23 protein-coding genes and 1 pseudogene are annotated in these 23882 nt (G+C 70.2%); 10 read left to right on the top strand and 14 right to left on the bottom strand.

The features are described from left to right. Positions 1 to 76: 76 nt before the first annotated feature. From ACWCSU_RS00885 to ACWCSU_RS00870, 4 genes are all read right to left on the bottom strand, one after another. On the bottom strand, positions 77 to 535 hold the full coding sequence (locus tag ACWCSU_RS00885) for a hypothetical protein (protein WP_357707751.1): 459 nt from the start codon (positions 533 to 535) through the stop codon (positions 77 to 79). A gap of 115 nt (positions 536 to 650) precedes the next feature. Continuing rightward, positions 651 to 1109, bottom strand: a complete 459-nt coding sequence (locus ACWCSU_RS00880; RefSeq protein WP_449932661.1) for a hypothetical protein — start codon at positions 1107 to 1109, stop codon at positions 651 to 653. Further along, positions 1090 to 2448 (bottom strand): radical SAM protein, encoded by a 1359-nt coding sequence (locus ACWCSU_RS00875; RefSeq protein ID WP_449932659.1) that lies wholly within the window; start codon positions 2446 to 2448, stop codon positions 1090 to 1092. The genes ACWCSU_RS00880 and ACWCSU_RS00875 overlap by 20 nt, the downstream gene beginning before the upstream one ends. An 815-nt stretch (positions 2449 to 3263) precedes the next feature. After that, complete coding sequence (locus tag ACWCSU_RS00870) at positions 3264 to 4163, bottom strand: LysR family transcriptional regulator (protein ID WP_397040410.1); 900 nt, start codon at positions 4161 to 4163, stop codon at positions 3264 to 3266. 143 nt (positions 4164 to 4306) lie between these two features. On the opposite strand from ACWCSU_RS00870, the gene ACWCSU_RS00865 reads away from it, so the two are divergent. Beyond that, positions 4307 to 4810 carry an SRPBCC family protein gene (locus ACWCSU_RS00865; RefSeq protein ID WP_449932656.1) on the top strand — a complete coding sequence of 168 codons (504 nt, stop codon included), beginning with the start codon at positions 4307 to 4309 and terminating at the stop codon, positions 4808 to 4810. 252 nt (positions 4811 to 5062) lie between these two features. Here ACWCSU_RS00865 and ACWCSU_RS00860 read toward each other — a convergent pair whose 3' ends face one another. From ACWCSU_RS00860 to ACWCSU_RS00850, 3 genes are read right to left on the bottom strand one after another with little or no spacing between them, the layout of a single operon-like run. Continuing rightward, on the bottom strand, positions 5063 to 6280 hold the full coding sequence (locus tag ACWCSU_RS00860; protein WP_449932654.1) for an NADP-dependent isocitrate dehydrogenase: 1218 nt from the start codon (positions 6278 to 6280) through the stop codon (positions 5063 to 5065). A gap of 53 nt (positions 6281 to 6333) precedes the next feature. Next, on the bottom strand, positions 6334 to 6633 hold the full coding sequence (locus ACWCSU_RS00855; RefSeq protein WP_357707760.1) for a DUF3017 domain-containing protein: 300 nt from the start codon (positions 6631 to 6633) through the stop codon (positions 6334 to 6336). Beyond that, complete coding sequence (locus ACWCSU_RS00850) at positions 6630 to 7751, bottom strand: citrate/2-methylcitrate synthase (protein ID WP_357707762.1); 1122 nt, start codon at positions 7749 to 7751, stop codon at positions 6630 to 6632. Before ACWCSU_RS00850 ends, ACWCSU_RS00855 begins: the two co-directional genes overlap by 4 nt. Before the next feature lie 181 nt (positions 7752 to 7932). On the opposite strand from ACWCSU_RS00850, the gene ACWCSU_RS00845 reads away from it, so the two are divergent. Further along, the gene (locus tag ACWCSU_RS00845; protein WP_125644444.1) at positions 7933 to 8580 is read left to right on the top strand and encodes an FHA domain-containing protein; all 648 of its coding nucleotides are present in this window, start codon (positions 7933 to 7935) and stop codon (positions 8578 to 8580) included. A 237-nt stretch (positions 8581 to 8817) separates the two neighbouring features. On the opposite strand, the gene ACWCSU_RS00840 is transcribed toward ACWCSU_RS00845, so the two are convergent. Continuing rightward, complete coding sequence (locus ACWCSU_RS00840; RefSeq protein ID WP_449932650.1) at positions 8818 to 10347, bottom strand: glycoside hydrolase family 10 protein; 1530 nt, start codon at positions 10345 to 10347, stop codon at positions 8818 to 8820. 88 nt (positions 10348 to 10435) lie between these two features. Here ACWCSU_RS00840 and ACWCSU_RS00835 point away from each other — a divergent pair, with 88 nt between their 5' ends. Together ACWCSU_RS00835 and ACWCSU_RS00830 are read left to right on the top strand one after the other, a co-directional pair. Next, positions 10436 to 11866 (top strand): glycoside hydrolase family 3 protein, encoded by a 1431-nt coding sequence (locus tag ACWCSU_RS00835; protein WP_449932648.1) that lies wholly within the window; start codon positions 10436 to 10438, stop codon positions 11864 to 11866. Then, positions 11851 to 12723 carry a MurR/RpiR family transcriptional regulator gene (locus tag ACWCSU_RS00830; protein ID WP_357707767.1) on the top strand — a complete coding sequence of 291 codons (873 nt, stop codon included), beginning with the start codon at positions 11851 to 11853 and terminating at the stop codon, positions 12721 to 12723. Before ACWCSU_RS00835 ends, ACWCSU_RS00830 begins: the two co-directional genes overlap by 16 nt. Positions 12724 to 12728: 5 nt before the next feature. On the opposite strand, the pseudogene ACWCSU_RS00825 reads toward ACWCSU_RS00830, so the two are convergent. Then, positions 12729 to 13263: pseudogene (locus tag ACWCSU_RS00825) on the bottom strand (IclR family transcriptional regulator domain-containing protein); the annotation flags it as partial. Between the two features lie 100 nt (positions 13264 to 13363). Here ACWCSU_RS00825 and ACWCSU_RS00820 point away from each other — a divergent pair. Genes ACWCSU_RS00820 through ACWCSU_RS00800 form a run of 5 tightly spaced genes read left to right on the top strand, consistent with a single transcriptional unit; the run spans position 13364 to position 18146 of the window. After that, positions 13364 to 14296, top strand: a complete 933-nt coding sequence (locus tag ACWCSU_RS00820; RefSeq protein ID WP_357707768.1) for an ABC transporter substrate-binding protein — start codon at positions 13364 to 13366, stop codon at positions 14294 to 14296. Then, on the top strand, positions 14293 to 15063 hold the full coding sequence (locus ACWCSU_RS00815) for an ABC transporter permease (RefSeq protein WP_449932645.1): 771 nt from the start codon (positions 14293 to 14295) through the stop codon (positions 15061 to 15063). Before ACWCSU_RS00820 ends, ACWCSU_RS00815 begins: the two co-directional genes overlap by 4 nt. Beyond that, positions 15060 to 15809, top strand: a complete 750-nt coding sequence (locus ACWCSU_RS00810) for an ABC transporter permease (protein ID WP_449932643.1) — start codon at positions 15060 to 15062, stop codon at positions 15807 to 15809. The genes ACWCSU_RS00815 and ACWCSU_RS00810 overlap by 4 nt, the downstream gene beginning before the upstream one ends. Further along, the gene (locus tag ACWCSU_RS00805; RefSeq protein WP_449932641.1) at positions 15802 to 16572 is read left to right on the top strand and encodes an ABC transporter ATP-binding protein; all 771 of its coding nucleotides are present in this window, start codon (positions 15802 to 15804) and stop codon (positions 16570 to 16572) included. The genes ACWCSU_RS00810 and ACWCSU_RS00805 overlap by 8 nt, the downstream gene beginning before the upstream one ends. Before the next feature lie 5 nt (positions 16573 to 16577). Further along, complete coding sequence (locus tag ACWCSU_RS00800) at positions 16578 to 18146, top strand: thiamine pyrophosphate-dependent enzyme (RefSeq protein ID WP_449932639.1); 1569 nt, start codon at positions 16578 to 16580, stop codon at positions 18144 to 18146. 6 nt (positions 18147 to 18152) lie between these two features. On the opposite strand, the gene ACWCSU_RS00795 is transcribed toward ACWCSU_RS00800, so the two are convergent. Both ACWCSU_RS00795 and ACWCSU_RS00790 read right to left on the bottom strand, forming a co-directional pair. Continuing rightward, positions 18153 to 19304, bottom strand: a complete 1152-nt coding sequence (locus tag ACWCSU_RS00795) for a C45 family peptidase (protein WP_357707773.1) — start codon at positions 19302 to 19304, stop codon at positions 18153 to 18155. 73 nt (positions 19305 to 19377) lie between these two features. Beyond that, entirely contained in the window at positions 19378 to 20223 is an 846-nt protein-coding gene (locus tag ACWCSU_RS00790; RefSeq protein ID WP_357707774.1) for a bifunctional methylenetetrahydrofolate dehydrogenase/methenyltetrahydrofolate cyclohydrolase, read from the bottom strand. A gap of 243 nt (positions 20224 to 20466) precedes the next feature. Between ACWCSU_RS00790 and ACWCSU_RS00785 the strand changes: the two genes are divergently transcribed. Next, entirely contained in the window at positions 20467 to 21366 is a 900-nt protein-coding gene (locus tag ACWCSU_RS00785) for an ROK family protein (protein ID WP_357707775.1), read from the top strand. Positions 21367 to 21396: 30 nt separating this feature from the next. Here ACWCSU_RS00785 and ACWCSU_RS00780 read toward each other — a convergent pair whose 3' ends face one another. The 3 genes from ACWCSU_RS00780 to purN form a co-directional block, all read right to left on the bottom strand. Continuing rightward, on the bottom strand, positions 21397 to 21573 hold the full coding sequence (locus ACWCSU_RS00780) for a hypothetical protein (protein WP_357707777.1): 177 nt from the start codon (positions 21571 to 21573) through the stop codon (positions 21397 to 21399). Between the two features lie 139 nt (positions 21574 to 21712). After that, positions 21713 to 23254 (bottom strand): bifunctional phosphoribosylaminoimidazolecarboxamide formyltransferase/IMP cyclohydrolase, encoded by a 1542-nt coding sequence (gene purH / locus ACWCSU_RS00775; protein WP_364086036.1) that lies wholly within the window; start codon positions 23252 to 23254, stop codon positions 21713 to 21715. Continuing rightward, positions 23251 to 23880, bottom strand: a complete 630-nt coding sequence (gene purN / locus ACWCSU_RS00770) for a phosphoribosylglycinamide formyltransferase (RefSeq protein ID WP_364086033.1) — start codon at positions 23878 to 23880, stop codon at positions 23251 to 23253. Before purN ends, purH begins: the two co-directional genes overlap by 4 nt. Positions 23881 to 23882 lie beyond the last annotated feature (2 nt).

Below are 23882 nucleotides of genomic sequence, written 5' to 3'. Positions count from 1 at the left end.
GGCCGGCGTGCTACTGGATCGCGGCCAGGGCCGTAGCGGGCAACCCCACGTCGGTCAGAAGTACTGCTCCGTCCCTTCAGGAGGGGTCGGAGAGCGCCGCAAGGCGCCTCTTGACGTAATCCTCGGCCAGCATTCTGGCCGCTTCGACGGAGTATTTCTCGACGATCCATTCAAGCGCCTGATCAAAGGTCAGGCCCTTCATCCGCATCAGCAACTCCAAGGCCTTACGGCCGGTGTACAGCGTTTCGTCACCGCGTTTGATCTTGAAGTGTCCCTTCAGCAGGTCGACTTCGATCGTGGTGCCTTCCTCGTGCTGGTAGGTGATGACGTCGCGCACGACCTGACCCGGATTTCCGGTCAGCTCATAGAGAACTTCCGCCGCAGTCAGGTAGTTGTCCGTGGAACCCCCTCCTCCGAAAGTTCCTCCGCCACTCGGTCCGCAGCAGAGGAGCTGGTAGTCGTTACCGTCCACATAAACCTGGCGGCTCAGGTCGATCGGGTCCGAGACGAACAGCTCATCCTCTTCGTTCGACATCTCATCCTCTACTTCTCGCTCGACAGATACTGCAGGAAGGTCTCTGGTCCGGTCCCCGGCGTGACGGAGGCAGCACCACGAGACCCGGCGGACCCCGATTGGAGTCGCCGTCGCTTCAGGAGGGATCGGAGAGGGCCGCCAAGCGCCTCTTGACGTAATCCTCGGCCAGCATTCTGGCCGTTTCGACGGAGTATTTCTCGACGATCCATTCAAGCGCCTGATCAAAGGTCAGGCTCTTCATCCGCATCAGCAACTCCAAGGCCTTGCGACCGGAGTACAGCGTTTCGTCACCGCGTTTGATCTTGAAGTACCCCTTCAGCAGGTCGACTTCGATCGCGGTGCCTTCCTCATGCTGGTAGGTGATGACGTCGCGCACGACCTGACCCGGATTTCCGGTCAGCTCGTACAGAACTTCAGCCGCAGTCACCCATTCGTCTGTCGAACCCCCGCCTCCGGAGCTCCCTCCACCACCCGGGCCGCAGCAGAGGAGCTGGTAGTCGTTACCGTCCACATAAACCTGGCGGCTCAGGTCGATCGGGTCCGAGACGAACAGCTCATCCTCTTCGTTCGACATTTGCATCCTCCACTTGCTGCTCGATGGAGAATACGAGCAGGTCTCTGGTGAGGTCGCAAAGCGGGCCCTTCTGGGAGATCTCCCCGTTGCGTCCCACCCGGGCAGAAAGACAACCGCCTGCGCAGTTCCAGCGCGCCATGCACGATGTGCACTCGGCGAACGAGTGCACATCGATGGACCGCAGGGCGTTCACCCGGTCGATGTCGAACTGAAACCGCTGGCCGTCGTATCGCCCGATGCGGAACAGATCGTATCCGTCGTGCTCCTCCCGGCTGTATCGATGGCAGCCGGACACGATCCCTTCGGGAGTGACGGAGAATTCGGCGTTGCAGAACCGCGAACTTCGCCTCAGGGTATTCTGGAACATCTTGCAGGTGATCTCGATGCCGAGCTCCCGGCCGAGCTCGTACGCCTCTTTGAAGGAGTCGACGAACTCCTGCTGCAAGGGTTTGGCCATTCCCTGCTCAAGCGATCGCCCGATCTCGGCCATCGGCTCGAAGCGAATGCTCTTGGCTGCCGTGTGCTCGTGTACGAACGCCACCATTTCGGCCAGCCGACTCGCACCTCGGGCGGACACGGTGGTACGCAGGTGGAAGGCGACTCCATTGTCCGCGAGCTCCCTGACGACATCGAGGAGCTTTCCGTGCGTCGACCGCCCGTTCGCGTACGCCCGCTGCGCCTGGAGCTCGGGCAGGATGTCGAAGGACAAGGTCACGAACTGGATGTTCTCCTTGATCCAGGCGACCCGATCCGGCGTCAGCAGCGTGCCGTTGGTGATGAGGCGGATCTGGTACCGAACTCCCAGCTCCCGAGACGTCGTGCCGATGTACTCCGTGATCGCCTTGAGGAGATTCCACTCGACCGTGGGCTCACCGCCGCCTATGTAGCGGAACAGCGCAAGATTCTGCTCCGTCTTGCTCGCGTTCTGGAGCACGAGGTCGACAGCCGCGCGCGCTATCTCTTCGCTCATCGGCGGAGACTTCTTCGGCAGGGCGCTCGCATAGCAGTAGGTGCACCCGAGATTGCAGCTCTCGGTGAGGATCAGCGTGGCCTCGAGGGGGGTGAACTCCTGCAGAGGCGGCGTCCGTGGTTCAGGCGTCCTTTCGCCACCCAGGATGCCCATGCGGTGCAGGACCTCCCGGACGTCGTCGCCGATCTCGTCGGGCGCCCTCAGACCTGCCGCGAGTTCCTCGACATTCCGCCTGACGCGTTCGTCGACACGGAAGGCCCGCCCTTTCAATGGCAGGTGGACTATCGCTTCGCCGTCGGCCCCGTCGAAAATCGACACCTCGGTGCTCAGGACACCTTGGCCGTCGCGCAGCGCACTCCTCATGTCCATGCGACCACTCCCTTGGACTTGGCTGTGATTTCAACCATTGAATGCACTCGCCCGGCGCCGCTCAGCGGGAATTCCAACCGTCGATGCCATCCGGACGCGATTCCTTGAGGGCTGACGAGAGTTCTGCGTCGCAGAACCGAGAACTTCACCTCAAGAGGCTTCGAAAAACTTCGGATGCTATCTCAATCCCGAGCTCTGGTCCGAGACTATCTGCCGTCTTGAGGGAGTCAACGAAGACTGCTGCAAAGGTTCGGCCATCCGCTGTTCGAGCGACCACCTAAGCTCACCCATCAGTTGATGGTGAATGCTTCCGGCCAGGCGTCGAGGCGTTCCCGACCGGTGGCGCTGCCGGGCCCGGGCGCTCAACGCCGGCGCCTGGCTCACGACGGCCTCTTGGCGGTGCGTCGAGGCGCTTCCACAAGCCGACGGCCGGCGAAGTCGTCAGGCAGTACGGCGCGCCGCCAGGCACTCCGCGGAAGTCCGCCGTATGGATCCGCGGACGGCCCGTTGATGACCTGACGTCGCGGCCGGCCGAGTATGAAGAACGTCCAACGAAGACGGAGCAGGTGGCATCCCGAGCCGCACAGGCCGCCCGCGAGCGCACCATACACAGCCTTGTGGCCACTCCTACGCCTCAGCGCTCCTGGGCGCCGGAGACAACATCACGGCCCTCAGCGAAAACCTCGTCCGCGCATCACCCTGCGGACCTACACCCCCTCATGCCGAGCAGCCGGGCCCGCAACGCCTTATCCGCGTCGTCAGGGTCGCCGACTGACTGCTGTGATGAGTGGATTCGCTCTCCGCCGGCATGTCCTTCAGCGCCGCGAGCCTGGACGCGGCAGGGTGTCGACGGCCTCTGCGAGGGCACGGATGAGCGGGTTGGTGTCGGTGGCGCGCCAGGCGAAAGCCCATCGAAGGGGCGGGGCATCGGTCACGGGGACATAGGCGAGGTCCGGTCGAGGATAGAAACGGGCGGCCTCGGCGGCGGCGGCACCGACGGCTTGTCCAGTGCTGATGACCTTGAGCTCGTCCTCCCAGTTGGAGATGACCGGGCCGCGGGCGACCGGGCGCCCGGACGGCGTGTGAAAGGGCTGGAACGCCTCTTCCATGGATGCCGGGATCGGTGATCGGTGTCCCATGAAGGTCAGGTCTCCGTAGTCCTCCAAGCTCAGCGATTCCCGGTCGGCGTACGGATGAGTGGCGGCCATGACGACGACGACCGGTGAGGTGTGGGTGACCGGACCGGTGGTGATGTCGGGTTCGCCGACCGGCAGCCACAGGTGGGCCACGTCGACCTCACCGGCTCGAAGCGATGTGAGCGGGTCGACGACGTTGAGTTCGCGATGCACGAGCCGGACGGCCGGACATCGGTTGCGGAACCGATCGACGATCTCGCGGATCATCCAGCCCTGCGGGCCCATGCTGCCGAGCGTGAGCACACCGGCGACGCCTTCGGCGGCCATTCGCGCGCGTTCCAAGCTGTCGTTCAGGCTCGTGTAGATCGGTCGAAGGTCGTCGCTGAGTTGCCGGCCCAGCGGGGTGAGACGGATCTGGCGGCGGTTGGAGCGGTCGAACAGTTCCCCGCCCAGCCGGCGTTCCTGCTGACTGATGGCCTGGCTGATACGGGCCTGGGACACGTGCAGCCGTTCGGCCGCCCGCCCGAAATGCAACTCCTCGGCCAGCGTCAGGAAGATCTCGATGTCCCGAAGTTCCACAAGCCCCGCCCTAGTCATAACCCGTGCGTTATCGGCACGGGCGTGAAGTATACGTTGATCCAGGCCAGGGTCTTGACGAGAGTGGACGGAGCAAACGGCTGGCGAACGCCCAGCCCACTCGTGATCACGCATGGGGGACCCAGATGTTGCGGGAGATTCGCTACCGCGGACCGTCGCTGGATGAGCTGCACAACAACTACGCCAAGCGGCACCGGATCGACGAGGAGGCGCCCATCCGCTCCGCGCACGAGGTGGTGATCGACGCACCGGCTGAGCGGGTCTGGGGTCTGCTCGCCGACCCCACCGCATGGTCGGCATTCCACCGAGCCATCCGCGACGTGCGCATCGCGGGCGACGGCGGCGTCACGGTGGATACGCCGTTCACCTGGGTCAACGGCCGTACCGCCATCAGCTCCCGGTTCGCCGTCGTCGAGCCACTGCGCGAGATCACCTGGACCGGCAGCGCGATGGGCTCGCGCGCCGCGCACCGCCACCTCATCACCACCCGGCAGGACGGAACCACGCTCCTGCGAACCGAGGAGTCCATGGCCGGCTCCCTGCTCGGGCTCTTCTACAACAGCGCGAAACTGCACGCCGAGCTGACGCGCTGGCTCGGCTCGATCAAGACCGCCGCCGAGGCGCCGTGACCCTGGCAGTCACGGCAAGGAGATGGCCTGCTGCGAGGCGACCGTCAAAAGGAAGGCGTCTTTGATCCACAGGGTCGGAGACACCTCTCTCACGCGGCGCGCAGCGCGGACATCGACGTGCCGGCCGGGCTTCAACAACGTCCCCTGAAGGACGGCCCTCGTACGAGCGGGTGTCATCCCGAAGCTCAGACTGCCGGACATGCGAAACGGCCCCTACCGTACGACGAAGCCGCAGGTAGAGGCCGTTCTCTCTCAAGCAGACATCTTCTTCTTGAGGTTCTCGTCCAGGGCGGCCAGGAAGTCCTGGGTGGTGAGCCACTTGGCGTCGCTGCCGACCAGCAGGGCGAGGTCCTTGGTCATCTGACCGCTCTCGACGGTCTCGATGCAGACCTGCTCCAGCTTGTTGGCGAAGTCGGTCACGGCGGGGGTGTTGTCGAGCTTGCCGCGGTGGGCCAGGCCACGCGTCCACGCGAAGATCGAGGCGATCGGGTTCGTGGAGGTGGGGTTGCCCTTCTCGTGCTCGCGGAAGTGGCGGGTGACGGTGCCGTGGGCGGCCTCGGCCTCGACGGTCTGGCCGTCGGGGGTCATGAGGACGGACGTCATCAGGCCGAGCGAGCCGAAGCCCTGCGCGACGGTGTCGGACTGCACGTCGCCGTCATAGTTCTTGGCGGCCCAGACGTAGCCGCCCTCCCACTTGAGCGCCGCAGCGACCATGTCGTCGATGAGGCGGTGCTCGTAGGTGAGCCCGGCCTTCTCGAAGTCGGCCTTGAACTCGGTCTCGAAGACCTCGGCGAAGATGTCCTTGAAGCGGCCGTCGTACGCCTTGAGGATGGTGTTCTTCGTCGACAGGTAGACCGGGTAGTTGCGGGCCAGGCCGTAGCGCATGGAGGCGCGGGCGAAGTCGCGGATCGACTCGTCGAGGTTGTACATCGCCATGGCGACGCCGCTGCCCGGGAAGTCGTACACGTCGATCTCGATCGGCTCGGAGCCGTCCTTCGGCGTGTACGTGAGGGTCAGGGTGCCCTCGCCGGGGATCTTCAGGTCGGTGGCGCGGTACTGGTCGCCGAACGCGTGACGGCCGACGACGATCGGCTTGGTCCAGCCGGGCACGAGCCGCGGCACGTTCGACATGATGATCGGCTCACGGAAGATCACGCCGCCGAGGATGTTGCGGATGGTCCCGTTGGGGGACTTCCACATCTTCTTGAGCCCGAACTCCTCGACCCGCGCCTCGTCCGGGGTGATGGTGGCGCACTTCACACCGACGCCGTACTTCTTGATGGCGTTGGCGGCGTCGATGGTGACCTGGTCGTCCGTCGAGTCACGGTACTCGATCCCCAGGTCGTAGTACTTCAGGTCGACGTCGAGGTAGGGAAGGATCAGCTGGTCCTTGATGAACTGCCAGATGATCCGGGTCATCTCGTCGCCGTCGAGCTCGACGACCGGACCCTCCACCTTGATCTTGGGCATGCGAATGGTTCCCCTTCAATGAATGGATGCGTTGAGGCTATCGGACCGTCCCGTCAACCGGCCAAAAGGGACAGAAGCCAGGCCTTGAACGCGTTGTTGTACAGCGCCAGCGAGGTCAAGGCCATCAGGAAGCCGAACGCGGTCAGCGTGATGACGTCCGTCCTCCTGTCGCGGACGGCCAGTTGCCCGTCGAACCCGGCGAACCGGAGCGCGGCGGCGACCATCAGCACGCCACCCAGCGCGAACCCGCCCCAGCGCGGGTCCACCAGCAGGATCACGAGCACGGTGACGACCGCTCCCGCCAGGATCAGCGGGAACGGTCCCCAACGTTCGCGTTCGTTCTCTCGGCTCAACGCTCTTCTATTGGCTTCCACTTCTGATCGCGCTCGCCAATGTATTCACTGTCGGGCCGGATCAGCCTGTTGTCGGCATGCTGCTCGATCACGTGCGCGGTCCAGCCGGACATGCGGCTGATCGAGAAGACGGGGGTGAACAGGTCCGTCGGAATGCCAAGGTAGTGGTAGACGGACGCCGCGTAGAAATCGACGTTCGGATAGAGGCCCTTCGTCTCGAAGACGACCTCCTCCATCTCCTTGGACATCCGGTAGTAGGTGTCGTCGCCGGTGGACTCGGCCAGCTCGGCCGACATCCGGCGCAGATGCGTGGCGCGCGGGTCCTCGGTCTTGTAGACGCGGTGGCCGAAGCCCATGATCTTCTCGCCCGCGGCGAGCCTGTCGCGTACGGCCTGGGCCACCCCGCCCGGCGAGATCGACTCCAGCGTCTTCATGACCTGCTCGTTCGCGCCGCCGTGCAGGGGGCCCTTGAGCGTGCCGATGGCCGCGACGATGGCCGAGTGCATGTCCGACAGGGTCGCGGCGCAGACGCGGGCGGCGAACGTCGAGGCGTTCATCGTATGGTCGGCGTGCAGCACCAGGCACTCGTCGAAGATCTCGACCGCGCGCGCCTCGGGGGCGCGGCCGGTGACCTGGAGCAGGAAGTTCCCGGCGATGCTCAGCCCGGGGTCGGCCTCGGGGACCGCGCCGCCGGTGCGCGCGGCGTGGTAGCGGGCGACCAGCACGGGCTGCTGCGCGGTCAGGCGCGCCGCCTTGCGCAGGTTGGCGTCGGGGGCGGTGGAGTCCTTGTCGGGGTCGTCGGCGCCGGAGAGGGAGACGAGCGAGCGGAGCGCCTCCATGGGTTTCTGCTTCTCGGCGATCTCCGCGACGTTCGCCGCGACCAGCGCGCCGAGCTCCCTGCCCTGCGCCAGGTCGGCCCCGTACGCCTCCAGCTCCGCCCGGCCGGGCAGCTTGCCGTACTGCAGCAGGTACGCGGTCTCCTCGAACGTCGCTCGGCCGGCCAGGTCGTGGATGTCGTATCCACGGTAGAAGAGGCGACCGGCCTTGCCGTCGATGTCGCTCAGCGCTGTGGACGCGGCGACGACATCGGCCAGGCCTTTCGTGGGCTTGTCCGCCATGAGTGATTCCTCCGCTTATCTTCCTCCGAAGTCTACCCGTGAGCAGGTAAAACCGTCCGCAGAGGTCCAGACCAATTTCACGACGGATTCTCCTTTCGGCAAAGGAGATTCCGCATCCCCTCGGTTGGGTAAGCCGGAGCTGTAGTAATAGTTACGGCGGGCTACCTGGGGAGGAACTGCCGTGGAGGGGCCGTTCATACGCATCGAGGACACCGGCGACGTGGTCCCGTTGCGCCCCGAGATCACGACGGTCGGGAGAGGCCGGGGTGTGGACATCCGGCTCACCGACCCCAGTGTGTCTCGACTCCATGCCGAGTTCGTCAGACGAGGACCCTACCTGTACGTCGTTGACCTGGGCCTGTCCCGCAACGGCACACGGGTGAACGGCAGGCCGATCGCCCGGAGGGTCCTCGACGACGGCGACGTCGTCTCGTTCGGCGCGGCGCGGGGTCGCATCGGTGGAGTCCCCCGTGAGGACTTCACCCCCGAGGTCGAGCTGCGCAGGGCGGCGGCGCCCGAGCTGACCAGGCGCGAGGTCGATGTGCTGACCTCGCTCTGCAGGCCGGCGCTGTCCGACGAGGCGTTCGTCGCTCCGGCGACGGCGCGCGAGATCGCCGACGACCTGGTCGTGACCGAAGCCGCGGTCAAGCAACACCTGCTGCGGCTGTACCAGAAGTTCAGGATTCCTGAGGGCACCAACCGCCGCACGCGCCTCGCCAACGAGGTCGTCGCGCTCGGGCTGGTGCGCCCGACCCCTGTGGTGCCACCACAGCGGTCGGCGGGCGCCGCGGCTGAGCAGCCGTCGGCGGCCGGTAGGAGGGCTTCCTAAGAGGGAGCCGGATCGCGACCGGGGCTTCGGCGAGGGGTTCCGGCAGCGTCGGAACCATCGACAGATCACCGTGCCCATCCCTGCTGGGCGCGGAACGGGCGAGGGCGGGTGACCGCGGACCGAAAAGGCCCGCGGCACGCGTGCCGTGCTTGTCGCCGGTCGGGAAACGTCCCGGCGACGCGCGCTGGTCAGCCATGCGCGCGGCGCCGGAGATGAACGTTTCCTTACCGGCGTATTTCAGATCACCCGGAACCCGTGGCTGGCCTGGCTGGTCCTGTTGGCCCGGTCGACGGCGACCGCGTAGTAGTGGTCGCCGCGCTTGCCGTCCGGGTCCGTCCAGCGGATCTGCCGGTCACCGGGCACGACGGCGACCAGGTTGCGGGCGTCGGCGAAGGCGTTCTGGCCGGCCTCGCCCGGGAAGCGGAAGATCGCGAACTGGAACGGCTCGTTCCGGCCGGTGGCGACCACGCGGACCTCGACGCCGCCGTTGCGGCGCAGCGCGTACGCCACCACCGGGCGGCGCGGCGGCTCGCCGTTCGCCAGGCGGGGCAGCACGGGCGCGAGCGCGGGCCGCTGGTAGTGGTCGTTGACGGTGGTCGTGACGGAGGCGAGCCTGTCCACCTTGACGTCGTTGGCGTTGTACCAGATGTCGCCGCCGACCTCGGGGTGGGCGCGGTTGAGCGTCAGGTGCTTCGACAGCTCGTCCGGCTTCTGCCACTCGGCGGCCTGGGCCGGGTCGCCCGCCTTGTACGCGGCCTGCCCGATCCACAGCAGCGTGTTCGTGCCCGCGGCCACGTCGGACCACCACGGGACGAGCTTGGAGTAGTCGGCCGGCGGCTGCCCGATGTACCAGTAGAGCTGCGGCGCGATGTAGTCCAGCCAGCCCTTCTTGACCCAGCCGCGGGTGTCGGCGTGCAGGTTGTCGTAGGACTGGCCGCCGTTGGTCTCGGAGCCGAGCGGGTCGGTGCCCTTGTTGCGCCAGATGCCCGACGGGCTGATGCCCCAGGCGATCTCCGGCTTGGCCTGGAGGACGCGCTGCTGCATCTCGCTGACCATCAGGTCGACGTTGTTGCGCCGCCAGGAGGCCAGGTCGGGGAAGCCGGCGCCGTACTTGGCGAACGTGGCGCTGTCGTCGAAAGCAGTGGTGTTGGTCGGGTAGAAGTAGTCGTCGAAGTGCAGGCCGTCGATGTCGTAGCGAGTGATCGCGTCCATCATCGCGTCCTGGCAGAACTTGCGGACCTCGGGCATGCCCGGGTTGTAGTAGAGCTTGCCGCCGAACGGGAGGATCCAGTCGGGGTTCTTGCGTCCGGGGTGGTCGGGGTGCAGCTTGCCCGGGTCGGTCTGCATCGACACGCGGTAGGGGTTGAACCAGGCGTGGAAGGCCAGGCCGCGCTTGTGGGTCTCCTCGACGGCGAACCCGAGCGGGTCGTAGCCGGGGTCCTGGCCCTGGGTGCCGGTCAGGTACTGCGACCAGGGCTCGAACGGCGACGGCCAGAATGCGTCGGCGGTCGGCCTGATCTGCACGAACACGGAGTTGAGCTTGCGCTGCACGGCCACGTCGAGCCAGGCGAGGTATTCGGCCTTCTGCTCGTCGGCGCTCAGCCCCGGCTTCGAGGGCCAGTTGATGTTGACCACGGAAGCGATCCACATGCCGCGCATCTGACGCAGCGGGGGGACGTAGTCGGCCTGGGCGAAGGCCGGCAGCGGCACGGCGGACGCTGCGGCGGCGAGAGCGAGACCCTTCAGGAGAGTCCTTCTGCTGGGCATGGGGGGTGGCCTCTCGACAATGGTTGTGTCGAGGGCGACGATGACAGAAAATTACCTTCAGATCAACAACCGTGAAGGAAAATGCCGCATGAGCGCAGAGCTGGTCCGACTTGCGATGACGGTGCTCCAGCCGGGGTTCGAAGGGACGTCGCCTCCCGACTGGCTGCGCCGCGCGCTGGGCGAGGGCCTGGGCGGTGTCATCCTGTTCGCCCGCAACTCCATCGGCGAGGAGCTCGTCCGTTCGGTGCGCGCCGAGAACCCCGGCGCGATCGTCGCGATCGACGAGGAGGGCGGCGCGGTCACCCGGCTCGAAGTGGCCGCGGGCAGCTCCTTCCCCGGCAACCGGGCGCTGGGCGTGGCCGACGACGTCGACCTCACCGAGCGGGTCGGCCGGCAGATCGGCCGGATGCTCGCCGAGCTCGACATCTCCCTCGACTACGCCCCCTCCGCCGACGTGAACGCCAACCCGGAGAACCCGGTCATCGGCGTGCGGTCGTTCGGGCCCGATCCCGAGCTGGTCGCCCGGCACACGGTCGCGTACGTGGCCGGGGTGCAGGGCGCGGGCGTGGCCGCCTGCGCCAAGCACTTCCCTGGGCACGGCGACACGATCACCGACTCCCACCTGGCGCTGCCCACCGTGCACGCCTCGCGGGCGGTGCTGGACGAACGCGACCTGCCGCCGTTCCGGGCCGCCATCGCGCACGGCGTACGCACGATCATGTCCGGCCACCTGCTCGTGCCCTCGCTCGACCCGTCGATGCCGGCCACGCTCAGCCACAGCGCCCTGACCGAGCTGCTCAGGGGCGAGCTCGGCTTCGACGGCGTGGTCGTCACCGACGCGATCGAGATGCAGGCGGTGGCCGCCATGTTCAGCCCCGGCGAGATCGCGGTGCGCGCGCTGGCCGCCGGCGTCGACGTCATCTGCGCCGGCCGGGCCGACGAGCGGAGCCTGCACGAGATGCGCGACGCCGTCGTCGCGGCCGTGCGCTCGGGCACGCTGGCGGAGGAGCGGCTGGCCGAGGCGGCCGAGCGGGTGCTCGCCCTGTCCACCTGGTACGCCGAGCGGTCCGCGCTGCGCGAGAAGGCTCGCGCCGACGTCGACGAGGGCGTCGGCCTGGAGGCCGCCAGGGCCGCGCTGACCACGACCGGCTCCGCCGTGCTGGACCGGGCCCCGCTGGTCGTGGAGGTCAACACCCGGCTCAGTCAGGCGGTCGATCCGGCCACGCCGACCGGCATCACGGCGGCGCTGGCCGCCCGGCTGCCGAACACCGACAGGGTGCGCCTCGACCGCGACGGCGCGCTGCCCGCCTTCGACGACCGGCCCGTGGTGCTCGTGGTGCACGACGCCGCCCGGCATCCGTGGGTGCGCGAGGCGCTGGCGCGGGCGCTGGCCGTCCGGCCCGACGCGATCGTGGTGGACACCGGCATCAGCGACGCGCCCGTGGGGGCCGCCCACCTCGCCACGCACGGCATCTCCCGCGTCTCCGCGCAGGCGGCGGCCGAATGGCTGACCCGTTGAGCGCCGAGCCCGTGAACCCGGTCGCCACCGTGCGCGCGGTGCTGCCGTCACTGACCCCGGCGGCGCAGGCCATCGGGCGCATCATCCTGGACGACCCCGGCCTGGTCGTGCGGAGCACGATCACCGAGTTCAGCGCGGTGTCGGGCACCAGCGAGGCCACGATCGTGCGCACCGCGCGGGCGCTCGGCTTCGCCGGGTACTCGCAGATGCGCTTCGCGCTGGCCGCCGCCGTGGCCAAGCAGCCGGAACGCCTGGTGCCCGGCGACCTGGCCCCCGACGACCCGCTGACCGACGTGATCGCCAAAGTGGCGCGGGCGGAGTCCGACGCGCTGGCGGACACGGCGGCGCAGCTCGACCCCGACCAGCTCGGCGAGGTCGTCCAGGCCATCGCGATGGCGCGGCGGGTGGACGTATACGGCGTGGCCGCCTCGGGGCTGGTGGCCGCCGACATGTCGCAGAAACTGCTGCGCATCGGCCTGTCCAGCCACCCGTTCAGCGACGCCCATCTGGCCCTGACCAGCGCCGCGCTGCTGCGGGACGGCGACGTGGCGGTGGCCATCAGCTGCAGCGGCGAGACGCCGGACGTGCTGGTCCCGGCCCGTACGGCGGCCGAGGCGGGGGCGCTGATCGTGGCCATCACCAACAACCCGCGCTCGTCGCTGGCCGACCTGGCCAGCCACACGCTGGTGTCGGCCGGCCGGGAGACCGCCTTCCGGCCCGGCGCGCTGGCCAGCCGGATCAGCCAGCTCCTGATCGTGGACTGCATCTTCGTCGGCCTGGCCCAGCGCACCTATGACCGGGCCGAGGCGGCGATCCGCGCCACCCGCGACGCGACCGACCGCTACCGCAACCGGTGAGGGAGGACCGTACGGCCGGCGTGGTCGCGTACGGGCGCGGCGACGGACCGCAGGCCCTCCTCCAGTTCCTGGTCCACCATGGCCCAGCCGCGCAGGCGCACCTGCTCCAGCTCGGCCCGCAGCGCGGCGGGCCGCACGACGGTCCTGGAGGTCAGCTCGCGTAACGCGGCGCGTCCCAGGTGGTCCTCCAGGCCGGCGGGCGGCAGGGCGGACAGCAGCACCCGGCCCATCGACGTGCAGTAGGCCGGGAAGCGGGTGCCGATGCTGATCGACACGCTCATGATCCGGGTGGTGGCGACGCGGGCGACGTAGACGACGTCCTCGCCGTCGAGGACCGCGACCGAGGCGGACTCGTGCACCTCGGCCGCCAGGCGTTCCAGGTGAGGTCAGGTCGGCGAGCGTGATGAGGAAGCGCCTGGCGGCGGCGCGGCTGAGGCCGGTCGCCCGCGCTACCTGACTGAGCGTCAGCTCGGGCGCCGCGGCGCTGAACGCGCGGATCACCGCGAGCCCTCTGGCCAGCGACTGCACATGATCGACCATGGTGATCCCTTGACAGGGACCGACAAGGGCGTAGTTTCCGCCATACAGAGCTGTTCGGACAGAGAATACCTGTGCGCATTGCGAACACCTGGGAGCAGCCGTGCGTCGCGCTCTGATCATCCTCGCCGCCCTGCTCGTGACCGCCTGCGGCGGCACGCAGCCGGGTACGCGGACGGAAGGCAAGGACGAGGTCAACGCCGGAGTGATCGCGATCGTGGACACCGCGCCCATCCACCTGGGCAGGTCCAAGGGATTCTTCGCCGAGCAGGGCATCGACCTGACGATCACCCCTGTGCAGGGCGGCGCGGCCAGCATCTCCGGGGCGGTCGGCGGCCAGTTCCAGTTCGCCTTCGCCAACACCACCTCGCTGCTGACCGCCAAGCAGCAGGGCCTGGACGTCAAGGTGGTGGCCAACGGCGTCTCCTCGACCGGACGGCAGGGCGAGGACTTCAGCGCGGTGCTGGTCGAGCCGGGCAGCCCGATCAGGTCGGCCAAGGACCTGGCGGGCAAACGCGTCTCGGTCAACCAGCTCAAGAACATCGGCGACACGACCGTACGGGCCTCGGTGCGCAAGGCGGGCGGCGACCCGGGCGGCATCGAGTTCGTCGAGCTGCCCTTCCCCGACGCGCCCGCGGCCCTGAAGAGCGGCCGGGTGGACGCCATCTGGGTGGTCGAGCCGTTCGTCAGCCAGGCGATCAGCCAGGGAGCGCGGCCGGTGGCCTGGAACTTCGCCGACGCCGCCCCCGACCTCACCGTCGCCATGTACTTCACCACCGGCCGGACCGACCCCGGCCTGACCAGGCGGTTCACGGCGGCGATGCGCAAGTCGCTGGAGTACGCCGACGGCCACCCCGACGAGGTGCGGCAGATCCTCGGGACGTACACGAAGATCGCACCCGAGGTGATCGCGAAGATCAACCTGCCGCGGTGGCCCGTCGAGGTGAACAAGGCGTCCGTGCAGACCATCGCCGACCTGGCGCTGGCCGACGGCGTGCTGACGAAGAGGATCGACGTGTCCGCGCTGGTCCCGTGAGCCGCGGTCCCGCCTACGGGCTCGCCGGGCTGTGCGGCCTGCTCGCGCTGGTGGAGGCCGTGCCGCGGCTCGGCCTGGTGGACGAGCGTTTCCTGCCGCCGGCCACGCGGATACTCGGCGCGCTCGCCGCCGAGCTGGCCACGTCCGCGTTCTGGATCGCGCTCGGCGAGACCATGCGCGGCTGGGCGCTGGGGCTGGCCGTGGCGTTCTGCGCGGCGGTCGCGGCGGGCGTGCTGATCGGAACCGTGCCGGGGCTGCGGGCGCTGACCGGCTCGACGGTGGAGTTCCTGCGGCCGATCCCGTCGGTCGCGCTGGTGCCGCTGGCCACGCTGCTGTTCGGCGCCTCGCTGGGCTCGACGCTGCTGCTCGTGGTGTACGCCGCCTTCTGGCAGGTGCTCGTCCAGGTCCTGTACGGCGTCGCCGCCGTCGATCCGGTCGCCCACGACACCGCGCGCTCGTACGGACTGTCGGCCTGGTCGCGGATCAGGCACCTGGTGTGGCCGACGGCGCTGCCGTACGTGATGACCGGGCTCAGGCTGGCGGCGGCGGTGGCGTTCATCCTGGCGGTGACGGCCGAGCTGGTGATCGGCAGCCCGGGGCTCGGCGCGGAGATCCAGGTGGCGCAGAGCAGCGGGGCCGTGCCCACCGTGTACGCGCTGATCGTGGTCGCCGGGTGCGTCGGCATCGTGGTCAACGCGGCCGTGCGGCTGCTCGAACGCCGGGTGCTGGCCTGGCATCCGGCCGTGCGCTCGGAGGCGGCGGCGTGAGGGCGCTCCGGCTGGTCGCGCTGCCCGCGGCGCTCGTGCTGGTGTGGTGGGCGGTCGGCGGCAGCACGTTCTACCTGCCGGGCCCGGCGGAGGTGGGCCGGGCCTTCGCCGCGACGTGGTTCTCCCGGCGGCTGCTCGACGACGTGCTGCCGAGCCTCGCGCGGCTGCTGGCGGGGTACGCGGTGGCCGGGCTGCTCGGGGTGGGGCTCGGCGTGCCGATCGGGCTGTCGCGGCGGCTGCGGGCCACGCTCGAACCGGTGCTGGAGTTCTTCAGGGCCGTCCCGCCGCCCGTGCTGGTACCGCTGATCATGTTGCTGGCCGGGATCGACACGCCCATGAAGGTGCTGGTCATCGTGTCGGGCTGCGTGTGGCCCGTCCTGCTCAACACCGTGGAGGGCGTACGGGCGCTGGACGAGGTGCTGTCGGACACCTGCCGCATGTACGGCGTACGCGGCCTGTCCAGGCTGCGCCGGTTCGTGCTGCGCGGCGCGAGCCCGCAGATCATGACCGGGCTGCGGCAGGCGCTGTCCATCGGGATCATCCTCATGGTCATCAGCGAGATGTTCGGCGGCTCCAGCGGGCTCGGGTTCACGATCCTGCTGTTCCAGCGGCAGTTCCAGATCGCCGAGATGTGGAGCGGGATCCTGCTGCTCGGGCTGCTCGGCCTCGGGTTGTCGCTGCTCTTCCGCCGGCTGGAGCGGCGGGTCCTGGCCTGGTACCACGGAGGTGGGGCCGCCCGTGCTTGAGATCTCCGGGCTGAACAAGGTCTACCGCAGTCCCGGCCGCCGGGTCGAGGCCATCGGCTCGGTCACGTTCGGCGTCGCGGCCGGTGAGCTGGTGTGCGTGGTGGGCCCGTCCGGGTGCGGCAAGACGACGCTGCTGCGGTGCGTGGCCGGGCTGCTGCCGGCCAGCGGGGGCGAGGTGCGGGTGGCCGGCGAGCCGGTGACCGGGCCGCCGCCGCGCACGGCCGTGATCTTCCAGGAGTACGGCCGCAGCCTGTTCCCCTGGATGTCCGTGCGGCAGAACGTCGAGCTGCCGTTGAAGGAGAAGCGGGTGCCGCGCGCGCGGCGGGACGAGCTGGTGACCGGGTCGCTGACGGCCGTCGGGCTGGCCGACGTGGCCGACGCGCACCCCTGGCAGCTCTCCGGCGGCATGCAGCAGCGCGTCGCCATCGCGCGGGCCGTGGCGTACGAGCCGCAGGTGCTGCTCATGGACGAGCCGTTCGCCGCCGTGGACGCGCAGACCAGGGCCGACCTGGAAGACCTGATCCTGCGGCTCTGGCGGGACCTGGAGGTGACCACGCTGTTCGTCACCCACGACATCGACGAGGCCGTCTACCTGGGCCGGCGGGTGATCGTGTTGTCGTCGTCGCCGACCTCGGTCATGGAGGACCTCACGATCGACCTGCCGCGCGACCGCGACCAGCTCACCACCCGGTCGCTGCCGCGGTTCGGCGAGCTGCGCGGGCAGGTCTACCGGCGGATCCAGCAGGCGAGAGGGGCACAGTGAGCACAGTGAGGGCAGCGGCGTTCGAGGTGCTGCGCCGGTACGGACTGACGACGATCTTCGGCAACCCCGGATCGACCGAGGTGTCGCTGCTGACCGGCCTGCCGGACGACCTCCGCTTCGTGCTCGCGCTGCACGAGGGTTCGGTCGTCGGCCTGGCCACCGGCTGGGCGATCGGGCAGGCCGCGCCCGCGCTGGCCGTGCTGCACACCACGGCCGGGCTGGGCAACGCGGTGGGCGCCCTGGCCACGGCCCGGGTGAACCGGGTGCCCCTGGTCGTCCTGGTGGGGCAGCAGGACCGGCGGCACCTGGCGCTGGAGCCGTTCCTCGCCGGGCGGCTGGCCGGGCTGGCCGGCGACTACCCGGTGTGGACGGACCAGCCGGTACGGGCGCAGGACGTGCCCGGCGCGCTGGCCAGGGCCTTCCACGAGGCGGTCACGCACCGGGGCCCGGCGCTGGTCGTGGTGCCCATGGACGACTGGGACGCGCCCTTCGCCGGTGAGACCCCGGCCGCGCCCGTCCGGGTGCTGCGGCCCGCCGCGGTGCCGGACGCCGGCCTGGCGCCGCTGGCCGAGCTGCTGGCCGGGGCGCGGTCCCCGGCGATCGTGGCGGGCGCGGGGGCGTCGTGGGGGCCGCTGGTGGAGCTGGCCGAGCGGCTGGCGTGCCCGGTGTTCCAGGAGTCGTTCGGGGCGCTGGCGGGGTTCCCGCAGGACCATCCCCAGTACGCCGGGGTGCTGCCGGCCGACCGCGGGCGGCTGCGGGCCGCGCTCGCCCCGCACGACGTCGTGCTGGCCGTGGGGGCGCCGGTGTTCCGGCAGTACCCGTACGCGCCGGGGCCGCTCGTCGAGCCGGGGACGGCGGTCGCCGTGGTCACCGACGACCCGGCCGAGGCGCACCGGAGCGCGGCTGACCTGGCCGTCCTGGCCCCGCCGGGAGCCGTCTGCGAGCGCCTGGCGGTCCTGGTGCCCGCCCGTTCCCCCGCTCCGGTGGACGTGGCCCCGGTTCCCGAGGTGCCCGGCGGGGAGCCGATGCGGGCCGCGTACGTGCTGCGCGAGCTGGCCCGGCGGCTCCCCCGCGACGTCGTGCTGCTGGAGGAGACCCCGTCGTCCCGTCCTGACCTGCACCGGCTGGTCCCGGCCAGGAACCCGCTGGGCTTCGTCTCGGCGGCCATGGGCGGGCTCGGGTTCGCCGTGCCCGCCGCGGTCGGCCTGCGCATGGCGCTGCCCGGACGTCCGGTGGTCGCGGTCGTGGGCGACGGCTCGGCGCTCTACGGCGTGCACGCCCTGTGGAGCGCCGCCCACTACCGGGTGGGCGCGTTGTTCGTCGTGCTCGCCAACGGCCGCTACGCGGTCATGGACCGGCTGGCCGACCGGCAGGGCGGCAAGGCCCCTTGGCCGCCGTTCACCGAGGTGGACATGGGCGCGCTGGCCAGGTCGCTGGGCTGCCCGGCCCGGCGGGTGGACGGCCCCGCCGAGCTGGCCGCCGCGCTCGACGAGGTGATCCCGTCGCTGGCCGGGCGCGAGGAGCCGCTGCTGCTCGACGTCACCGTGACCGTGGACCCGGACTTCCAGCCCTGAGCGGGCTCACCAGGCCGAAGGACGCCGCCCGTCGTCGGTCGTGGGGTCGAAGCAGAGCTCGGGGGTGGCGTCCGGCTTGAACACCTCGTCCAGGGACCATCGCTCGTACGGGCGGGCGCACGGCGGCGCGCCGGCGATCGACAGCTCGCGGGCGTCGAGGTCCATCACGACGGAGTAGACCGTGCGGCACTGCTCGGCCAGGGTGGCGTCGGGGTCGAGGTGGCGGCAGACGCCGTCGGGGAAGGAGTAGTGGTCGCGCAGGGCGGCGACGACGTGCTCCAGGCCCACCGCGCGCTCGGCGGCGGTGTCCTCCAGCAGGTGGCGCACGCGTTCGGGGCGCAGCAGGGTCAGGCCGGACCGGGCCGCCTTCATGTCCTCCAGCGGCAGCTCGGCCTCGAAGTGGTTGGCGTGGGTGAGCAGGCCGTCGCGCGGCAGCAGCGCGCCGAACGCGCCGGGCGCCACCTCCAGGTCGATGGCCTCGCCTCCGGCGTCGGCGATGAGCAGGTTGCCCGAGGAGACGCGCGGCACGTCGAGCACCTTGCGGTGGGCCCGGCTCATCCGCTCCGACTGCAGCACCCCGCGCAGCAGATAGTGGTACGGCACCCCCGCCCCGGCGTGGTCGCGGTCGGACTGCAGGCGGTTCGCGCACACCCCTAGCCCCGCCGAGTTGAGCCCCGACTTGGCCAGCATGCCCGCCTCGGCCAGCGTGAGCACCGCGAACCCCTCGGTGTCGCGGGTGGCCAGCAGGAAGGTGACCGCGCCCTGCTCGGGATGCCAGTCCCAGTTCTGGGCGAGCAGGGTGTGACCGTCGCGGGTGTACTTGGGCAGGACGGCGACCGAGGTGCAGCCGTCGTCGTGATAACCGGTGCCGTCGAGCAGCTCGGTACGGGCGTTGAGCGCCGCGATGTGCTCGACCGGCCGGCCCGCGCCCGCCGCGAGGCCCTCCAGCATGGCGGCGATGCTCGCGTCGTACGCCCTGGCCACGTCGAGGAAGGTCTGGCCCCAGCGCAGCACGTCGGCGGCGGAGAGCCCCGACTTGTCGCGGAAGCGCCGCAGGTAGGTCTCGACGCTCCGCGCGACCAGGTCGGCGGTCTGGTGGCCGATCGCGGCCCCCATCTCCTCGTAGGTGCCCTCGACAGCGATGAGCGGGGTGTCCATGAATCGGCCTTCCGTGATGGGGGTGGGGCTCGCTCTTCTTCCCATTCCCCCCATCAGGGCTTCATCCCACCGCTCAGGAACGCTCGGCGGCCTCCACCACGTTGGACAGCAGCAGCGCGCGGGTCATCGGGCCGACGCCGCCCGGGTTGGGGGTGAGGAAGCCGGCGACCTCCTCCACGTCGGGGGCCACGTCGCCGGCGATCTTGCCGTGGACCCTGGAGACGCCCACGTCGAGGACGGCCGCGCCGGGCTTGACCATGTCACGCGTGATGAGCTCGGGCACGCCGGCCGCGGCCACGACGATGTCGGCGCGGCGCACGTGGGCGGCCAGGTCTTCGGTGCCGGTGTGGCAGAGGGTCACCGTGGCGTTCTCGCTGCGGCGGGTCAGCAGCAGGCCGAGCGAGCGGCCGACGGTGATGCCACGGCCGACCACGACGACGTCGGCGCCCTTGATCGGCACGTCGTACGCCTGGAGCAGCAGCACGATGCCGTGGGGGGTGCACGGGAGCGGCGCGTCGACCATGTGGACGAGGCGGCCGAGGTTGACCGGGTGGAGGCCGTCGGCGTCCTTGGCCGGGTCCATGCGCTCCAGCAGCGCCATCGTGTCGAGGTGCTTCGGCAGCGGGAGCTGGACGATGTAGCCGGTGCAGGCCGGGGAGGCGTTGAGCTCGTCGATGGCCGCCTCGACGTCCTTCTGGGTGGCGGTGGCCGGGAGGTCGACGCGGATGGAGGCGATGCCGACCTCGGCGCAGTCGCGGTGCTTGCCCGCGACGTAGATCTGGCTGCCGGGGTCGTCGCCCACCAGGACGGTGCCCAGGCCGGGCGTGATGCCACGGTCCTTGAGCGCGGCCACCCGGGTCGCGAGGTCTGCCTTGATCCTGGCGGCTGTCGCCTTGCCGTCGAGTTTCACTGCGCTCATGCCGTCAATCCTTCCACGACTCCCCGGCCCGCCGGCACCGGCCGCGCGTTCGTCCACAGTTTTTCCACAGATGGGAGGCAGACGGCCTCCGTTGTCCACAGGGTAACGATGACATCGTTGTCATCGATCAAGGAAAGACATATCGTGGCGCCGACAGCACGCCAGACGGAGGTTCCCCTTGCCTGCCCGCTCCCCCCTGCCACGCCTCGGCGGTCGCCGCCGGCCCGGCCACCCCGTACGCGGATGAGGTGCGTACTCGCCGTCGACATCGGCGGGACCAAACTCGCCGCCGCGCTGGTCGACGAGGCCGGTTCCGTCCTGCGTCCGGCCACCCGGCCCACGCCGCGGGCCGACGTCATGGCCGCCCTGAAGGACCTCGTCGCGGAGGTGACCGGCGGGGGCCCGCCCCCGCACGCCGTCGGGGTCGGCTGCGCGGGCCCGCTCGACCTCACCACCGGCACCGTGAGCCCGGTGAACATGCCGAGCTGGCGCGGCTTCCCGCTGCGCGACGAGCTGCGGCGGCTGACCGGCCTGCCGGTGGTGCTGGCCGGCGACGCCCAGTGCATGGCGCTCGGCGAACACTGGCTGGGCGCCGGGCAGGGCAGCACCTCGCTGCTCGGAGTCGTCGTGTCCACCGGCATCGGCGGCGGCCTGGTGATCGGCGGCGCGCCGCTCCTGGGCCCGGCGGGCAACGCCGGGCACGTCGGCCACATGAGCGTCGATCCGGGCGGCGAGCGCTGCGAGTGCGGCGGCCGGGGCTGCGTCGAGCGCTACTCCAGCGGCCCCAACCTGGCCCGCTGGGCCCTGGAGAGCGGCTGGGCGCCCGTCGGCGACCGCGACGCCAGGGCGCTGGCCGCCGACGCGGCCGGCGGGCATCCGGTGGCCGTGGCGGCCTTCGAGCGCGGCGCCAGGGCGCTGGCGGGCATGATCGCCTCCACGGCGGCCGCGGTCGAGCTCGACACCGTGGTCATCGGCGGTGGCGTGTCAGCGGCCGGAGAGGTGCTCTTCGGCCCGCTGGAGCGGGCGCTCGACGACGTGGCGGGGCTGGCGTTCGTCCGGTCGGTCCGGGTGCGGCCGACCACGCTGGGCGTGCGCGCGGGGCTGGCCGGGGCCGCCCGGCTCGCGTGGCGCCTGTCGAGCTAGTCCCGCCCGGCTCGCCTGGCGCCTGTCCGGTCAGTCGCGCTCGGCGAAGCGGGCCTCGCGGCGCTCGATGATCCGCCGGGTGAAGGGGATGAGCTCGACGACGCGGCTGCCGAGGTACGCACCCACGAAGGCGAAGACCAGGAGGACAAACGGGCTGGTCGAGAAACCGTTCATGGTCACGAAGGCGTGCAGGGTCGCGTCGAGCATGGGGACTCCGGGGGAATGAGCACGGCAGGGCGGCAATCAGGGTAACCGGGCCGGGCCGATGCTCGCCGCCGAAAACGTATAAAGGGCGACAAGTGATCTCTTGTCGCCCTTTATATGATCAACCGGTATCAACCGGTGATCAGTGGAAGAAGTGGCGGGTTCCGGTGAAGTAGAGGGTGACGCCCGCCTGCTCACAGGCGTCGATCACCTCCTGGTCCCGGATCGAGCCACCGGGCTCCACGATCGCCTTGACCCCGGCCTCGATCAGCACCTGCGGCCCGTCGGGGAACGGGAAGAAGGCGTCGGAGGCGGCGACCGAGCCCGCGGCCCGCTCCCCCGCCCGGCTGACCGCGAGGCGGCAGGAGTCGACCCGGTTGACCTGGCCCATGCCCACACCCACCGTGGCGCCGTCGGCGGCCAGCAGGATGGCGTTCGACTTCACCGAGCGCGAGGCGCGCCAGGCGAAGGCCAGGTCGGCCAGCAGCTCCGGCGAGGCCGCCGCGCCGGTCTTGAGCTCCCACGCCGACGGGTCGTCGCCGCCGGCGTCGATCCTGTCGACCGCCTGCAGCAGCAGGCCGCCGTCGATGCGGCGGAACTCCAGCGGCTGGGACGGCCCCTCCGGGCAGCGCAGCAGACGCAGGCTCTTCTTGGCCCGCAGCACCTCCAGCGCCTCCGCGCTGAAGCCGGGGGCCACGACGACCTCGGTGAACACGTCGGCGATCTGCCGGGCCAGCTCGACGGTGACCTCGCGGTTGACCGCGATCACGCCGCCGTAGGCCGAGACGGGGTCGCAGGCGTGGGCCTTGCGGTGGGCCTCGGCCACGTCGGCGCCGACGGCGATGCCGCACGGGTTCTGGTGCTTGATGATCGCCACGCACGGCTCCGCGAAGTCCCAGGCCGCCCGCCAGGCCGCGTCGGAGTCGAGGTAGTTGTTGTAGGACATCTCCTTGCCGTGGAGCTGCTCGGCGTTGGCCAGGCCGCCCGAGCCGGAGGTGTAGAGGGCGGCGCGCTGATGGGGGTTCTCGCCGTAGCGCAGGGTCGCCTTGCGCTCGTACGCGGTGCCGGTGAACTCGGGGAACTCCTCCCCGCCCGCGTACGGCCCGGCGAACCAGTTGGCCACGGCCACGTCGTAGGCGGCGGTGTGGGCGTAGGCGACACCGGCCAGGTGGCGGCGCTCGTGCAGCGTGAACCCGCCCTCGTCCAGCGCGGTGAGCACGTCGCCGTAGGCGGCGGGGTCGACCACGACCGCGCAGGTGGCGTGGTTCTTGGCGGCGCCCCTGATCATCGCGGGCCCGCCGATGTCGATCTGCTCGACGCACTCCTCGTCGGAGGCGCCGGAGGCCACCGTCTGCTGGAACGGGTAGAGGTTGACCACCACGAGCTGGAACGGGTCGATCTCCAGCTCGTCGAGCTGGGCCACGTGGTGCGGCTTGGTGAGGTCGGCCAGCAGGCCGGCGTGCACGCGCGGGTGCAGCGTCTTGACCCGGCCGTCGAGGCACTCGGGGAACCCGGTGAGCTGCTCCACCTTGGTCACCGGGATCCCGTGGGACGCGATCGCGGCGGCCGTGCCGCCGGTCGACACGATCTCCACGCCGGCGCCGTCGAGTGCCCTGGCCAGCTCTTCGAGCCCGGACTTGTCGTAGACAGCGATCAGCGCGCGCCGGATGGCGATGCGAGTCACGTGCTTTCCCCTCCTGATTGGTTGCCGATGCGGACGGTTCGTCCGCTGACCGTCCAGCCCTCACGGGCCATCCGGCCGACGATGTCGACGAGCAGGCGGCGCTCGACGGTCTTGATGCGCTCGTGCAGGACCGGCTCGTCGTCATCCGGCAGCACGGGCACCGCCTCCTGGGCGACGATCGGCCCGGTGTCGATCCCCGCGTCGGCCAGCATCACCGTGCAGCCGGTCACCTTCACCCCGTGGGCCAGCGCGTCGCGCACGCCGTGGGCGCCCGGGAAGGACGGCAGCAGCGCCGGATGGGTGTTGAGCACGGGGAACGCGTCGAGCGTGGGCGCACCCAAAATTTTCATGAAGCCCGCCGACACCACCAGGTCGGGCTCGTACGATGCGATCTCGGCGGCGAGGGCGGCATCCCAGTCCGCCCGGGTCGCATGATCGCTCAGTTTTTCAACAAATGTCGGGACATTTGCCTTGGTGGCCCTGGCCAGGCCTTCTATGCCGTCCCGATCCGCGCCCACAGCCACCACCCGCGCACCGTACGCCGGGTCGGCGGAAGCGTCCAGCAGGGCCTGTAGGTTGGTTCCAGAGCCGGAGACGAGGACGACGAGCCGCCCAGCCTTTGACACGC

Source organism: Nonomuraea sp. NPDC001699, assembly GCF_053596455.1.
This window is presented reverse-complemented; position numbering and strand designations above follow the sequence as displayed.

Bases quoted from the DNA above. Each gene is read 5' to 3' on its own strand.
- ACWCSU_RS00885 (WP_357707751.1), bottom strand. From the start codon at position 535: ATGTCGAACGAAGAGGATGAGCTGTTCGTCTCGGACCCGATCGACCTG.
- ACWCSU_RS00880 (WP_449932661.1), bottom strand. From the start codon at position 1,109: ATGTCGAACGAAGAGGATGAGCTGTTCGTCTCGGACCCGATCGACCTG.
- ACWCSU_RS00875 (WP_449932659.1), bottom strand. From the start codon at position 2,448: ATGGACATGAGGAGTGCGCTGCGCGACGGCCAAGGTGTCCTGAGCACC.
- ACWCSU_RS00865 (WP_449932656.1), top strand. From the start codon at position 4,307: ATGTTGCGGGAGATTCGCTACCGCGGACCGTCGCTGGATGAGCTGCAC.
- ACWCSU_RS00860 (WP_449932654.1), bottom strand. From the start codon at position 6,280: ATGCCCAAGATCAAGGTGGAGGGTCCGGTCGTCGAGCTCGACGGCGAC.
- ACWCSU_RS00850 (WP_357707762.1), bottom strand. From the start codon at position 7,751: ATGGCGGACAAGCCCACGAAAGGCCTGGCCGATGTCGTCGCCGCGTCC.
- ACWCSU_RS00840 (WP_449932650.1), bottom strand. From the start codon at position 10,347: ATGCCCAGCAGAAGGACTCTCCTGAAGGGTCTCGCTCTCGCCGCCGCA.
- ACWCSU_RS00835 (WP_449932648.1), top strand. From the start codon at position 10,436: ATGAGCGCAGAGCTGGTCCGACTTGCGATGACGGTGCTCCAGCCGGGG.
- ACWCSU_RS00830 (WP_357707767.1), top strand. From the start codon at position 11,851: ATGGCTGACCCGTTGAGCGCCGAGCCCGTGAACCCGGTCGCCACCGTG.
- ACWCSU_RS00795 (WP_357707773.1), bottom strand. From the start codon at position 19,304: ATGGACACCCCGCTCATCGCTGTCGAGGGCACCTACGAGGAGATGGGG.
- ACWCSU_RS00790 (WP_357707774.1), bottom strand. From the start codon at position 20,223: ATGAGCGCAGTGAAACTCGACGGCAAGGCGACAGCCGCCAGGATCAAG.
- ACWCSU_RS00785 (WP_357707775.1), top strand. From the start codon at position 20,467: ATGAGGTGCGTACTCGCCGTCGACATCGGCGGGACCAAACTCGCCGCC.
- ACWCSU_RS00780 (WP_357707777.1), bottom strand. From the start codon at position 21,573: ATGCTCGACGCGACCCTGCACGCCTTCGTGACCATGAACGGTTTCTCG.